This is a genomic window from Methanobacterium bryantii (assembly GCF_002287175.1).
GTDB lineage: Archaea > Methanobacteriota > Methanobacteria > Methanobacteriales > Methanobacteriaceae > Methanobacterium_D > Methanobacterium_D bryantii.
This window is the reverse complement of the sequence record NZ_LMVM01000037.1, coordinates 112,465-125,968: the sequence shown is the minus strand read 5'-3', so window position 1 is coordinate 125,968 and position 13,504 is coordinate 112,465. Positions and strand designations below refer to the sequence as shown.

General features: G+C 30.3%; 13 protein-coding genes. 5 read left to right on the top strand and 8 right to left on the bottom strand.

Annotated features, from left to right (window positions below; translation table 11 throughout):
- Nucleotides 1-65 precede the first annotated feature (65 nt).
- Nucleotides 66-1,061 (top strand): M24 family metallopeptidase, encoded by a 996-nt coding sequence (locus ASJ80_RS12590; protein ID WP_069583155.1) that lies wholly within the window; start codon nucleotides 66-68, stop codon nucleotides 1,059-1,061.
- A 42-nt stretch (nucleotides 1,062-1,103) separates the two neighbouring features.
- Here the strand turns inward: ASJ80_RS12590 and ASJ80_RS12585 are convergent, their stop codons facing one another.
- Complete coding sequence (locus tag ASJ80_RS12585) at nucleotides 1,104-1,463, bottom strand: tetratricopeptide repeat protein (RefSeq protein WP_069583156.1); 360 nt, start codon at nucleotides 1,461-1,463, stop codon at nucleotides 1,104-1,106.
- Nucleotides 1,463-1,606, bottom strand: a complete 144-nt coding sequence (locus ASJ80_RS16665; protein ID WP_141705165.1) for a zinc ribbon domain-containing protein — start codon at nucleotides 1,604-1,606, stop codon at nucleotides 1,463-1,465. The genes ASJ80_RS12585 and ASJ80_RS16665 overlap by 1 nt, the downstream gene beginning before the upstream one ends.
- 716 nt (nucleotides 1,607-2,322) lie before the next feature.
- Here ASJ80_RS16665 and ASJ80_RS12580 point away from each other — a divergent pair.
- Nucleotides 2,323-3,393, top strand: coding sequence for a YrzE family protein (locus tag ASJ80_RS12580; RefSeq protein WP_069583157.1), 1,071 nt, complete (start codon nucleotides 2,323-2,325; stop codon nucleotides 3,391-3,393).
- Nucleotides 3,394-3,666: 273 nt separating this feature from the next.
- On the opposite strand, the gene ASJ80_RS12575 is transcribed toward ASJ80_RS12580, so the two are convergent.
- The 3 genes from ASJ80_RS12575 to ASJ80_RS16660 all read right to left on the bottom strand — a co-directional run bounded on the left by ASJ80_RS12575 (nucleotide 3,667) and on the right by ASJ80_RS16660 (nucleotide 6,200).
- Complete coding sequence (locus ASJ80_RS12575; RefSeq protein ID WP_069583158.1) at nucleotides 3,667-4,215, bottom strand: hypothetical protein; 549 nt, start codon at nucleotides 4,213-4,215, stop codon at nucleotides 3,667-3,669.
- Nucleotides 4,212-5,852 carry a tetratricopeptide repeat protein gene (locus tag ASJ80_RS12570; protein ID WP_069583159.1) on the bottom strand — a complete coding sequence of 547 codons (1,641 nt, stop codon included), beginning with the start codon at nucleotides 5,850-5,852 and terminating at the stop codon, nucleotides 4,212-4,214. Before ASJ80_RS12570 ends, ASJ80_RS12575 begins: the two co-directional genes overlap by 4 nt.
- A gap of 111 nt (nucleotides 5,853-5,963) precedes the next feature.
- Nucleotides 5,964-6,200 carry an AbrB/MazE/SpoVT family DNA-binding domain-containing protein gene (locus ASJ80_RS16660; protein WP_176720207.1) on the bottom strand — a complete coding sequence of 79 codons (237 nt, stop codon included), beginning with the start codon at nucleotides 6,198-6,200 and terminating at the stop codon, nucleotides 5,964-5,966.
- 147 nt (nucleotides 6,201-6,347) lie between these two features.
- Here ASJ80_RS16660 and ASJ80_RS12560 point away from each other — a divergent pair, with 147 nt between their 5' ends.
- Nucleotides 6,348-6,701: a hypothetical protein gene (locus ASJ80_RS12560; protein ID WP_069583161.1), complete on the top strand. Its 354-nt coding sequence runs from the start codon at nucleotides 6,348-6,350 to the stop codon at nucleotides 6,699-6,701.
- A 135-nt stretch (nucleotides 6,702-6,836) separates the two neighbouring features.
- Here the strand turns inward: ASJ80_RS12560 and tfe are convergent, their stop codons facing one another.
- From tfe to ASJ80_RS12545, 3 genes are all read right to left on the bottom strand, one after another.
- Nucleotides 6,837-8,243 (bottom strand): transcription factor E, encoded by a 1,407-nt coding sequence (tfe, locus tag ASJ80_RS17810; RefSeq protein WP_338036873.1) that lies wholly within the window; start codon nucleotides 8,241-8,243, stop codon nucleotides 6,837-6,839.
- On the bottom strand, nucleotides 8,240-9,205 hold the full coding sequence (locus ASJ80_RS12550) for a hypothetical protein (RefSeq protein WP_069583162.1): 966 nt from the start codon (nucleotides 9,203-9,205) through the stop codon (nucleotides 8,240-8,242). Before ASJ80_RS12550 ends, tfe begins: the two co-directional genes overlap by 4 nt.
- A gap of 147 nt (nucleotides 9,206-9,352) precedes the next feature.
- Nucleotides 9,353-11,335 carry an ATP-binding protein gene (locus tag ASJ80_RS12545; protein ID WP_069583163.1) on the bottom strand — a complete coding sequence of 661 codons (1,983 nt, stop codon included), beginning with the start codon at nucleotides 11,333-11,335 and terminating at the stop codon, nucleotides 9,353-9,355.
- 454 nt (nucleotides 11,336-11,789) lie between these two features.
- Between ASJ80_RS12545 and ASJ80_RS12540 the strand changes: the two genes are divergently transcribed.
- Together ASJ80_RS12540 and ASJ80_RS12535 are read left to right on the top strand one after the other, a co-directional pair.
- Nucleotides 11,790-13,001, top strand: a complete 1,212-nt coding sequence (locus ASJ80_RS12540) for an ABC-three component system protein (RefSeq protein ID WP_069583164.1) — start codon at nucleotides 11,790-11,792, stop codon at nucleotides 12,999-13,001.
- 5 nt (nucleotides 13,002-13,006) lie between these two features.
- Nucleotides 13,007-13,501, top strand: coding sequence for a three component ABC system middle component (locus ASJ80_RS12535; protein ID WP_069583165.1), 495 nt, complete (start codon nucleotides 13,007-13,009; stop codon nucleotides 13,499-13,501).
- Nucleotides 13,502-13,504: the final 3 nt, after the last annotated feature.

Here is a 13,504-nt window from a genome sequence, read left to right as displayed (position 1 = left end):
AAAGTCTGCGTAAGGGATATATAAATTCCAAACCAAAAAAAAAACAACATTTTTGAGGAAAAATCATGAAAATAATCGACCAGATGCAGAAAGAAAACATAGATACACTACTCATATTAAACCCCCATAATATAAACTATTTAGCAGGATTCATGCCATCTGCCGCGTCAATTTTGGTGGTAAAAGATGAGCCTGTACTTTTAACCAACCAGATGGACATGGAAGATGCTATCTTAAATTCAAAAATCCCTGTTGAAAAGTTTAAATCACTAAAAGAACTTAAAAAATCATTAAATGGTGTCATTGGGCTTGAAAGCTCCATGAACATTCAGACATTTGAGAGGCTGAAAAAAGACGCTGCATTTGAAACAAAAATCACAGGTATTGTTGAGCAAATGAGAAGCGTGAAAACAAATGAAGAACTGAAAAATATTGAAAAAGCACTTGAAATTGCAGAAAAAGCATTTAAAAGTACTGAATTTGATGACAGTAAAACCGAGAACGAAATTGGAGCAGAGATAGAATATAACATGAGACTTAACGGCGCCAAAAAAGCTTCTTTTGATACTATCGTCGCGTCGGGGAAACGTTCTTCACTTCCACATGCTGATGTGTCCATGAATAAACTGGAAAGACCCATAGTAATTGACTGGGGCGCCCTTTACAACAACTACTGTTCAGATACCACAAGGACAATTATAGAAACTGAAAGACATGAGGAAATATTCGATATAGTACTTGAAGCTCAAAAAAGCGCGATCACTGCCATAAAACCCGGCGTGAAAGTTTGCGAAGTGGATAAAGCTGCAAGGGATGTGATTACCGAGTACGGCTACGGTGAATCATTTATACATTCAACCGGCCACAGTGTAGGCCTTGAAGTGCACGAAAGCCCGTCTTTATCTAAACGCGACGAGACAGTGATTGAAAAGGGTATGGTCCTAACTGTAGAGCCTGGTATCTACCTGAAAGATGACTTCGGCGTGAGGATTGAAGACATGGTATACGTGACAAATAAGGGGCGTGTTTTAAACAAGATTGATGCGAAAATAAACATTTAAAGATGATTATTACTAATTAAATACCCTTTTGAAATAAAGATATTATTTAATAACTTTTTCAACTTCTTTTTTCGCTTCCCTGGCAGGTTCAAAGTCAGGGTTTAATTCAATAGACTTATTATAATATTTCAAAGCTTCACTGTACTGATGTAGCTGCTGGTTAGTTTTACCTTTATAATAATATATTTCTTCTACGGGAAACATAGTGCTCCTTGACGGTTTTTTAATGATCCATTTCTTCAATGCCTCTTTCTGCTTTTTATCCTCAAATTTATATGAGAATAAGTACGCGAAGATATAAGCCGCTAAAAATATTATAAATAAAACAAACAGCCAGATATAACGAAAGTGAGACTGAAGAAGCACTGGTATAAATGCAATAATTGCAGCAACTCCACCCATCACATATAAACAAAACGCACGTTATTTGAAGTTTTCCTCTCTTTTTGATGGGAGTCCTCTTTAATTTGATGTCCGCAGTAGTAGCATCTCGTTGATTTTGCACTTATCTTATTTTTACAGTTAGGACAATAAATCCAACCCATTTTATCATCTCTAAAACTTCAGTTTAATATTAAAATCCAGAACTAAAAATAAAAAAGAAATTAGTACCTGCCTGTTTTAAACCGGAACGTGTACCTTGCAGCTAAATTGTCACCTGCACTGTTTTTTATCCCCGATACAGAAATATAGGCCAAATACACATTGTAAACATGGCTCTTTAAACATCTCCCCATAATTTGCTTGAAAATTCTTCCAATTCCGTCACAAAAGTTCTTTTTTGATATTTGTAATGTGTAATCTTTTAAATATTTTCTTTAATTCTCCTAAAACTAAATATTTTAAATATTTCCTCAATTTTTAATAAATTATGTTCTTTGGTAAGGTACAACATGCTTATAAGTTTTATTAAAAATTTATATTAAAAAAAATATAATTTTTGTAAATATGTAATCATTTTAGCGCTTAAAATTTTTTTTTATGTTAAATAAATCTATAATTCTTTAAATAATTAAAAAATAAACATATATTAAATTTTAATTGTTATTTAAATGATAAAAAAAATTAAATATAACTTTTAACATTAAAAATTTTGATATTAAAAGAATTAATCAACATTTAAATGTTAAAATTATTTCAGGCAGATTTTTATTTGTTTAAGATAATCTCAAAGATGCAATTTCTCCTTTTTTCCATATGTGAAATTATAAAGATATAAATAGTTATGAAAAATTAATACAGAAAATAGGGGAGATTAATTATGAGATTACATCCAATCAAATCTATAATTATAGGAGCAGTTACAGCTATAACTCTTCTTGGAATTTCAACACTGACATTTTATAATTCATTGGCTTTTGGAATTCTCAATTTTGCCGCCCCCTTAATTGGTGGGTTTATAGCCACTTATTTTACCAGTAAACGAATGGTAAGGTATGGTGCTTGTGCAGGAATTATATCTGCAGCGGCATTTGTGGCTTTTGAATTTATTTTAGGAAATATAGGATTAGAAGCCATTCCGCTTATGTTTATATCTTCTTCAATCATATTTGGAGTTATTGCGGGTCTAGGCGGCATTACTGGTGAAATAATTAGTAACAGCGGACCTATTGGAAAAAAAGTAAATAAGATCATACAGGGAAACAGAATTATTTACTGCCCCCAATGCGGGTTAAAAAATTGGAATTCTAAATTATGCAGATCATGCGGTGAGAATTTAGAAACTGGAAGAAAATATCTTAAAACTTCCCACTATAAACTGATTGGTTTTTATGTTGTTTTGTTAGCAATGGCCTTAACTTACTTTTCAGGATATTACAACCTGTATTACTGGCCTTTTACTGTATTCTTTTTCATATGCTTCGCACTGCTTGCAGTCTACGAGCCCGAACCTGATTTACGCAACAAAGCCATGCTTACTTTTAAATACTGTCCAACATGTGAAAATGAGAAATGCAATAATAAATACTGTATAAAATGCGGGTATAACATAGAAGATGTTGTAGGGTGCTTTAAAACAGATGACAATGACATTGAGATGAATAAAAACTACATAAGAATTTATCCCAAGATTTATCTCGAACATAATGATGGAATGCCCAGTCGTTTAGCCCCTAAAACTTTTACCTTAGATAAAATCGAAAATCTCCAGTTATCTTCCTGTGAAACTCTTTTATCAAGTAAACCCTGCTTGATATTTGATTATCTGGATAAAAAATGCGAACGCCCCGCTTCTAAAGAAAGAGGTAGCTGCATAGTTAAAATCAAAATAGAGAAGAAAGACGAAAGTAAAATGAATAAAATATTGAATACTGGAATTTACGATGGTTAGTTATCCCATAGATCATTCATCTTTAACTGAAAAAATAGTTACTGCACCTACAGGATACATCAATATTCCAGATGAGTTTATCGCCCATTTTCAAAGTTTATACCAAAGATTTCTTTGAGACTGAAGCCTTTAAATCGAGGCGCCTGCATACCGTTAAGTTTGCGAGGGACAGTATAGTTTTAAGAGAGGGCGGAGCCTTTTGTTTGGATGTGGAAGTTAGTTTGTGCTTGGTGGAGGGAGGTGTGGAGTTTGGTTAGAAGATTGCTTAAATTATTAAATGATGTGTAAAATCCATGACAGGAAAATGAAAATATAAAATACAACCACAATAACAGCACCATGTTTTTGAACTTTAGGATGATCTGTAACAATTAGATTAAGAGGTCCTAAAAATGCGGCTATAATAACTAAAACAGCGTCTAAAATAATTAAAACAAATCCAAGTATAGCAATTGGTAGATCTAGCCCTATTAAATCTCCTAAAAAGCCAGATCCATTGATTACAAACAGGAAGGTATTTAAAAGTAGTGATATCACCGCAAGAACCAACGTTATACTAATAAATGCATTTAACATTCTCCCCAGGTTTCCATCTTCAAATAAATACAGTAATGAAAAAGCAAGTATTCCATAAACAATATACTTACCCAAAAATAAGATGTTTTCAGATACACCTAAAAAATTCGTATTTTCGAATATAAAGAAAGCAATGGAAATATAAGATAATATGATCATCTTAGTGTATTTTGGATTGTAAGGTAAAATTTCATCAATAGATATATCATCCCATGGCTTTACACTCTTTTTTGCCTTTAATTTCATTCATTAGCCCCCAAACTGTTTAATGCATTTCTTGCAGGTTCAAAATGGGGATTTATCTCCAGGGCTTTTTTTAAACATTTTTTAGATTCTCCCTGTTTCCCTAACATTTTCAGGAGAACTCCTTTTGCACAAAGAGCTTCTTTATGTTCTGGATCTAACTCTAAAGCTTTATTAAACAACTTTAAAGCTTCATCATATTTTTTAAGCCCGCAAATTGCCCTTCCCTTATCATAGTAGTATTCTGGATTTTCAGGATCCAACTGGAGCGCTTCATCAAGAGATTCCAATGAATCATCGTAGCGTTCCATCTTTCTTAAAATGTAGCCTTTTAAATTCAAGGCCCAATCATATTTTGGATTTAAATCTATAGATCTAGTTATATACTCTAAAGCATCATCATATCTCTCAAGATTTTCCAAAGCGGATGCAATATTGGCCAGCAAATTAGAATCATCGGATTCTTTTTCCAGTTCATGTTTATAATATTTAAGTGCTAGTTCATAAAACTGCTTTGATTCGTCTTTTCTGCCCATTTCGTTCAATATATAACCTTTTTCGTCCAAAATTGAAGGTATTTCTGGTTCAAGTTCAAGTGCCTTATCAATAAATTTTAAAGCCATTTTATAATCTTTAAGTTTTCCAAAAACAATTCCTTTACAAAAATAAGCCCCATCACATTTAGGATCTAGTTCTATGGCTTTATCTAAGCATTCCATTGCCTCTTGATATTTTTTCAAGCTTTGTAGAGCCCAACCTTTTGAGCTCCAGAAGGATGACTCCTTAGGATTTAATTTTATGGCTTCATCATAAGAATCCATGGCATCCTGATATTTTTTAAGAATTCCCAAAGTAAGGCCCTTAAAATACCATGCAGTTTCGTTTTGTGGCTCATTTTTTAGGATCTGATTGAAACATTCCAGTGATTCACCATGTTCCTTTATTTTCCAAAAAACAAACCCCTTATTGAAAAAAGCAGGAGCATAATTATATTCTACATCCAGAGCTCGGTTAAAACATGCAATAGCTTTATAATACTCCTTAACGTTTCCTAATGCCCTACCTTTACCAACCCATGTTTCAGCATCCCCTGCTTTCTCCACCAATGCTTTATCAAAGCATTTTATGGCTTCTTCATTTTTTTCTAAATTGATAAGGGCAAGTCCTTTATATTTTAAGGCATTTACATATTTAGGGTTTAATTCCAATGATTTATCAAAGTAAGGTAATGCTTCATCATATTTACCTAAATTATTAAGTACAATTCCCCCATTAGACCATGTAACTGCATTTGAAGGATTTTTTTGTAAATCTTTCTCGTACCAACTTAAAGCTTCCCTGTAGCACTCATCTGCATCTTCTTTTTTACCCATCCTTTCTAAATTAACTCCTTTATAATGCCATGCCAGCCCATTATCTGGATGAGATTTCAATAAATTACCCATATAATCTATAGCAACTTCACACTGCCCTGTTTTTTTATAAACATCAGTTACACTCCTTAAAGCCCCATAATTATATGGATCAGAGTGAAGAACTCTGTCGAAACATTTCAAAGCTAAAGACTTATTAAATATCCCTAAAAACCATCCTGCTCCGGCCAATACTTTATTGAAAACTTTTAGTGCTATTCCAATCACCTTGTATGATCACTACATTTGCTAGTTATTTTTTATAGTTATTAAAGTTCTGTAGGGAGTAGAAAATTAGCATTTAATTAAAGAAATAGCGGTTTATGAATTTAAAATAAATTATTTTTCATCTTCTTTTTTAGCAGCTTTAACTGTAATATTCACGCCTTTATCCCCAATATCAGCGTTCCAGATAAGTTTGTCGCCCCATTCTAGCCCTAACATTTTAACAATTTCACGAGGAATAATAACTCTGCTTGATTTTCCTTTCACGTCTGCTTTTCCAACCGTGCTTTCGTATTTTAGTATCATTGTGAGTCCTATATCCCATATTGTATATAAATCTCCCTTTTTCATGCATATTAAAAGGTATATTAATATGCATGATAACATACATGAAAGATTTATATAGATTATTCGCATATTATACTACATCCAATCATACATGATTATATGTATGAAAACAAGGGAATTGAATTCATTCAAAATACCACAGAGGTTTAAATGAAGCCTGAAAAAACCAGTTTAGTAAAAATTGGATACAATAAAGAGAAAAACAAATATTTTGCAACTTTCAGGGTTTTAGACCTGGATGAAAAAGAAATAGGGCGAATTATAAGGCATGTTGAAAGGCCAGAGGGCCCAAAAAACCGTAAGATCTATATAAATGACTGCAAGGTTTATGTCACTGATTTCTTCGAGGCTGAGCTCTTTGAATCAAGATATCCACATATAGTCAAGTTTGCGAGAGATGGTGTAGTTCTAGAGAGGGTGGATGCTTCTGTTTTGGATGTAGAGGCAGATCTGTGTATGATGGAACAGGATGTGGATTTTTCAGTGAAGAAACGATTGATTTGATTGGGAAGTGAAAAGTTGAAGGTTGGTGATGATTGAAATAGGTTTTTGAGCTCTGAAAACTCATATATTCTAATTTTAATTCACTTTTAAATTCTTAATAAATTCTTATTTTGAATTCTTTGAATGTTGAATAAATCATTCTTTAAACTTTTCATTGCTATCCATAATTTCCTTCTTCAACTCTGCAATTAGAAAAGAGTTATCCTGATAATTAAGTGGTTTATTGCAGTCGGGACATATAAAATTATATTTAGATGCCTCTTCAAAGTTGAATATATGTCCATTTACACATGCGAAGAACATATTATCCTCATACACGAGGGATCCTTTTATCTCTTCAAAAGGAGATTCATATTTATCCATAACAGTTTTAACAATGTTTTCTTTTTCTAATTTCCAGTTATATGTATACCACTGAGTTTCTGGATCTTTACTCCTTTTATAATTTACAAGTCCCGCATCGTAAAGATTATACAAGATTCTTCTTACAACATTCAATCTTAATTCAATATCTTCAGAAATTTCTTCATCAGTGATTTTACCTTTTAAAAGACACTCTATAATTGAAATACTATTTTTATTGTCTTCAGTAATTTCATAAATTAAATCTTTAAAAGATTCATTAAATATTTCAACTTCTTTTTTAGATATAAAATATTTAACTAATTCTTGAGTTATAAGACTATTAATTATTTCATCCGTACTATCTACAGCTTGTCTAGTTAATTTAAGGTCTTTCGATCTTTCATTATATTCTGAAAGATTTTCATATTCTTTTTCATTGAGTAATTGAAATTTAAATAATTCATTTATTTTTTTAACTGAAATGAGGGCTTGCGTACTAAATTCTTCAGAATTGTTTTTAATAACTCTAAATAAAACTTCTAATGCATCAGATGGCAACTCGGGAATTATTTCTGTAATTTCCATATATTCCAATAAGAGTGCTAAAATATTTTCTGCATTAAATGGAAGTATAAGTGATAATTTTGTTAATACTTGGCTAGAGAAAATAACTTGGTTAAATTCTTCTGCTAAGCATTTTTTGACATTATTAAGTCCTAAAAATGATGAATTCTGAAGTACGGAAATAACATATTCAGGCTTGGCAGTTTCTTTCAATATAGAAATTAATTTTTTAGATACCTCTATGTTCTGAAATTCATTATCATTTAAAAGGATTAGTGTTTTATTAAATAAGTCTTTATTTATATTTTGGGTGAAAATTAAAGAGTAATATGTGTTTTTTTTATCTCTTAGATAATGTTCACTTGCAAATGATATTAATTGTTCTAAATTATAAAAATATAATTCAAATTTAATTTGATCAAACTCCATGTATTGGGCAGCAAGTGCGGATTCATCTAATAAAATAGAATATTCTTCAGTTACCAAGTCAAATTGATAATTTTTATGTTCTAATTCGTAAAATCCAATACCTGTTGAGGGTGCAAATGAAATTAATAAAAATAATTCAGATTTATGAGAAACATTTAAAGGTTTATTAGATTCTGAGTGTACTTGCTGAAGATTTGAACTCATAAAGAACTCTCCTTTGATGCTATTTCAACAACCTCAAATTCTATATCCAGTTTTTTAATCTTACTTTCAAAAGACAATAAATCTCCAAGATATTCTTCATCAATAGATGCACATAATTTTATTAAATCTTTTTTTTTAATAGAAGTTTTTGATTTATAATATGAATTTACAAGCCTTGCCATTTCAGGAGGAATTTCAGTTTCATAATATAAAACCTTGTCAATAGTACTAAGAATAATTGGAGGGCAAATTTGAGCTTCAATATATCTATCACTCTTTCTATTCACTTCAGAAAATAAGATCATATTAGAAATTACCTCTTTATTTAACTTAGAGCTTAAAAATTCTTTATGGTGTTTTACAAGTGTAAGTATAGCCACAGTATGCCAGAGAGCACGTATTCCATAAGGTATACTAAGATTTATTGACGGCCATGAACCCTTTACATAACTGAATGAGTTTTCTTCTAAAAATGAGACTCTATTTGAAATCTCTTCATTTTTGAGGAAGACACAGCATTTTCCATAAGAAATTAGTCCAATAGTACCAAGATTTAAAGCCCCATAATTAATCTTATCACCATCAATCCCAAAAACAGAATCTACCATAAGACGTTTTGCAATGATGCGTGAGTCAAGATTCTCAATTGCTTTAGCCCTAATATTGTCATGAAGATTTACATACCTAATTCTAGGATCTGAAAGAATATTGATTAATGATTCTGGGCGCATGTTAATAGAAACAGAAATATTTTCTTCCAAAAATTTAATTAATTCATCACAATAATGTTTTTTTCCGGTATTTTGATATTCAGCTTCACATTTTGAAAAGCGGTTTTTCAGTTCAGGTTCATCCTCACTCGCAAAAACAATATTTGAATAAATTGCAGTAGGTTTACCACAAATAGTACATATATCACTTGGTGGATTGATGCTATCACCACACTCTTTACATTTCCACATTTTATCACTTAATAAACTGTATTGTAATATTGTCCTGATGAATCTGATTTTGGATTTTTTGTTTAAATTCATGATGATTTTAAATTAACTTAAGTTTCGCTATCGTTTAGAGAAAAGGAGACACGATACTAATTATTTTTATATGAATCATAAATTATTTTCTTTTATAAAATTATGAATTTCATCGCATAATTCTCGCATACCCTTTGAAAGGTCATCCCAATCTACAATATTTTTTTCTACTCTTTCATAAAATTTTTTCTTCTTTTTAATAGGATTCCACCCTATTTGATTTCCACAAACATTTACTTTTATGAAATCTCCTAAATCCCCATTTTTATACTCTTTTGGTTTAAATGTTTTATTTGAAATCTTATTTCTATATCTTTTATCTTTTTCTAATGTTTTAAGAATTACATGTTCAGCTAAAAGGTTTTCGACTTCCCAGCAGTCAAGTAACTTAAATTTATTGCTTAATTTATTTTTTAATTCGTCATTTTCTGCTTTTTTATGTTTTACTTTCTCTGTATCCCCATCCCTTACAACTAAAAGTCTGTTAAGTCTCCGATCATCAGTATCTATGCTTAAATCTAGTAAATTAGTAATATCACTGCCATTATACACATAAAAAGAATAATGTCGATCTTCATCAAATTTTTTAAAATTTTTATTTTTCTTTTTCATATAGTCTTGATAAATATTAAAGAATCGCCTGAGATAAAGGACATCTGTAATCCCTTCTACCCAAATATTACAGTTTGTAAGGAAAACTGATGAACTTCTAATGCCTAATAAGTTCAATAGATTATTATCTCCAAAATCAACATTTTTAACCAGAAATTTAGAGTTATTATAATCATCTAAGTGTTTACTCACTGTAAACATTGAAATACCTTCAAAATCTAACGAAATATCCAGGAAATGGTTAGAATGAGTTGTAAAAAAGAATTGAAATCCTTTAAAACGTTCATCATTAAATGTTTCAATTAATTTTCGCTGTAAACTTGGGTGCAAAAGATGTTCTGGTTCTTCTATAAAAACTAATACATTCTCATTGCCTTTAATTTTATCTTTTATGAGGAATAGAGGCAAAGTTATAGTAATTATTGATTGAATTCCATCACCAAGATCATAAATGGGTTTTCCTCTTTCGTTTCCTATTTTGACTATGATAACATCTTTTTTATTCCCATTTTCATCATCAGCAGAAGTGATTTTGACTTTTTCATTCACAAAAAAATTTTCAGACAAGTACTCCTCAAACTCATCCATTAAATCTTGTTTTTCCTCATCTTCACTAACTTTATGATTTCTAACTGCATCATACGTACTAAGTCCTGTAAATACCGTGTCTGAAAATGAAGGATCTTCTTCGACTTCTGAGGCAAAATAATCTAATAAAGTACGAAATTTATATAAATCACTATCTATATCATAAGGAAGAGAATAATCCTTCATATCTTTATAATTATAATTTCTAGTATTTACTCCTAAATTAATTGTGCGTGACCCTCTTAAAATAGGAATATAAATTTTATTAAATTCAAAATCAAAATTATAGTCTTTTAAAGGTTTTTCTAAACTGGATGAACATTTATCTAAGATATTTATTAGTTCTTTTCCTAGAGGTTCTGCTAAATGTACATTTTCCTCTAAATCAGTGTTTAAGGATACTTCTATATCATTTCTCATACCCATTTCTTCTGGATCTGTATTTGAATAACTAGTGACATCTAAACTTTTTATTAAATCATTGAGTTCAAAAAGAGAGATTAAATGATTTTCCCCATATTCTAAATACTCAATTTCAGTTACTTCATGTAATTTTGAATTTAATTTTTGCATATACTGCGAATTAAGCAGACGTTTATGTTTATAAATAAATTTTTGAATTGCATCGTTTAATCGGCGGATAAATTCATTAATTTCAATATAATCATTATTATTTGGTAAGTACTTAAGATCACGATTTTTAACTATAGATCTTAAAAACCGACTTTTACCAGAGTTATTTTGCCCAACAAAAATGTTAATCTTGGATAAATTCTTTAAAACATCTCCTTCTTTCCCCTCAGAAATAAAAGAATATGAATCATCAGATATCTTTATTTCCTTAATTATAGTTCCCATAAATAAGAATAAGAAAAGGTTATATTAAAAGATTACTCATCATTTAACCATATTTTTTATTATTTGAATTTATATTGTTTTTATTTTAGTCTCAAGATATTAATAGCTCATTTTGAAAGAGTTAATGTCTAATACTAATTTTTACGTAACTATAAAGAAAAAGGAAGAATCATTGTTAAGTTAAACTCTTTTTACATGCCTTACTATATAATTAGAAGAGTGAAATATAATTATTCTTTTTCAATCCTTTTCTTAATTCATTTTATACTAAAAAATAAAAATTCCAATCGGTTATAAGAGAATACGTCTCCCTTATTCACTTTAAGTACTTTCCAGTTTATTCTTAACTAACTTTTTATTTTTAATAATACAATCCAACCTAAAATTAAAATCATATTAATTTATAAGTATGATTTACCTACTCTTTATTTAGTAATCCTTTTGAGCAGATAATATGGGAAATAAAACATCTAAATTTAGCGCTAATGCTTCTTATTTAGGATATATGTATCAAGTTAGATATGCATTGTATAATAGTTTAGTTAAAATTAAAGATAGATTATATGATGAATTTTCAATTTCAATAGAAACATTAGATGATGTAGTATTTCACCAAGAATTTAAACCCATGGAGATTCTACAAACAAAACATCACTTAAGAGAAGAAACTAGATTAACAGATCGTTCCAAAGAACTTTGGAAAAGTATTCGCATATGGGGTGAAGGGATAAAAAACAATACTATACCCATAAACTCCAATTTTTTCCTCATAACTACTGCTGAAGTCCCAAATAACACAATTATAAAATATTTGAAGTCAGATGATGATTTAAGGGATATTAAAGAAGTATTAAAAGCATTTAATGAAATATCCTCTGAAAAAACAAATGAAACTAATCTTCCAGGGTATAAAGCGTTTAGATCCCTTTCAGAAAGTGAAAAAGAAAAATTGTTAAGTAATATATTTGTTATTGATTCTGCACCCTCTATTTTAGATCTAGACAAGTTGCTTATTCAAGAAATTATACCTGCTGCAAATAAAAAGGATTGGGATTCTTTTTTGAAAAGACTCGAGGGTTGGTGGATTAGAAGAGTATGTGAACATGTACTGCCTGAAAAGAAAATAAATATTTCAAGTTCAGAAATTCTTGGACAAATGTCTTCTCTACGCGATCAATTTAAAGAAGATAGCTTACCTATCGATGATGATGAAATAGAAGAAAGATTAAGCTGGTTAGTCGATGATTCCAGCCATGATGATAGAATTTTTGTTAAACAATTAAAGATGATAAATGTTAGCAATAAAAGAGTTTTTCGTGCTATTAAAAATTATTATAGGGCTTATGAGCAACGTTCAATATGGCTTGAGGATGGTTTTCTATTTCCAGGTGAGCTAGAAAAATATGAAGAAAAGTTGATGGAAGAATGGGAATATATTTTTGAGCAACAAAAAGATGAAATGGGCGAAATTGCTTCAGAAAGAGAAAAGAAAAAAGCAGCTAGAGCCATATATTCCTGGGTTGAGACTAAAGCCTCATGTTATATACGTCCAGAATGTACAGAACCATATGTAATTAGAGGCACTTATCAAAAACTTGCTGATGATCTTCATGTTGGTTGGCATCCCGAATTCAAAGAAAGATTGATGTATTTATTAGAAAAGTGAATTTTATGAAACCATGGAATCAACGTCCCCCAGAAGAAGCTTATTTGTTTAATCCTGCTTTCTGCTGTAATATACTCACGTCTTCAATTGTTGGCTATATGGAGTTTAATAATAACAAAGGAATGCCATTTCCCTTATCTTTTATTATATTACCTATTATATTACATCGCCCCACAAGAAATTCGCTTCCTGACTTAAGGACTTCTTTAGCTCCTTGGATATTGAAACATCAAGAATCTCGCATACTTTTCCCTGAAAGAACAATTTCATTAAAACCCATTACTAAAGAAGCTTTATTATTTGGATTTTCTCATAAATGGATACAATTAGATGAGAATAGTAATTTAAAAAGCAATGAAAAATCCAAGGTAAATGAATCTATGCGAAAATTAAAAGGGGATGCTTATAATTGCATTAAAACTTCAAGATTTCTTGGCAGGTGGTTTGCAAAGGCAGGGCCAGCCCAGAACATCATGACAATGTGGGGGGTCAGACCATAACTT

Bases quoted from the DNA above. Each gene is read 5' to 3' on its own strand.
- ASJ80_RS12540 (WP_069583164.1), top strand. From the start codon at position 11,790: ATGGGAAATAAAACATCTAAATTTAGCGCTAATGCTTCTTATTTAGGA.
- ASJ80_RS16665 (WP_141705165.1), bottom strand. From the start codon at position 1,606: ATGGGTTGGATTTATTGTCCTAACTGTAAAAATAAGATAAGTGCAAAA.
- tfe (WP_338036873.1), bottom strand. From the start codon at position 8,243: ATGAGTTCAAATCTTCAGCAAGTACACTCAGAATCTAATAAACCTTTA.
- ASJ80_RS12585 (WP_069583156.1), bottom strand. From the start codon at position 1,463: ATGGGTGGAGTTGCTGCAATTATTGCATTTATACCAGTGCTTCTTCAG.
- ASJ80_RS16660 (WP_176720207.1), bottom strand. From the start codon at position 6,200: ATGAAAAAGGGAGATTTATATACAATATGGGATATAGGACTCACAATG.
- ASJ80_RS12545 (WP_069583163.1), bottom strand. From the start codon at position 11,335: ATGGGAACTATAATTAAGGAAATAAAGATATCTGATGATTCATATTCT.
- ASJ80_RS12580 (WP_069583157.1), top strand. From the start codon at position 2,323: ATGAGATTACATCCAATCAAATCTATAATTATAGGAGCAGTTACAGCT.
- ASJ80_RS12590 (WP_069583155.1), top strand. From the start codon at position 66: ATGAAAATAATCGACCAGATGCAGAAAGAAAACATAGATACACTACTC.
- ASJ80_RS12550 (WP_069583162.1), bottom strand. From the start codon at position 9,205: ATGTGGAAATGTAAAGAGTGTGGTGATAGCATCAATCCACCAAGTGAT.
- ASJ80_RS12560 (WP_069583161.1), top strand. From the start codon at position 6,348: ATGAAGCCTGAAAAAACCAGTTTAGTAAAAATTGGATACAATAAAGAG.
- ASJ80_RS12575 (WP_069583158.1), bottom strand. From the start codon at position 4,215: ATGAAATTAAAGGCAAAAAAGAGTGTAAAGCCATGGGATGATATATCT.
- ASJ80_RS12535 (WP_069583165.1), top strand. From the start codon at position 13,007: ATGAAACCATGGAATCAACGTCCCCCAGAAGAAGCTTATTTGTTTAAT.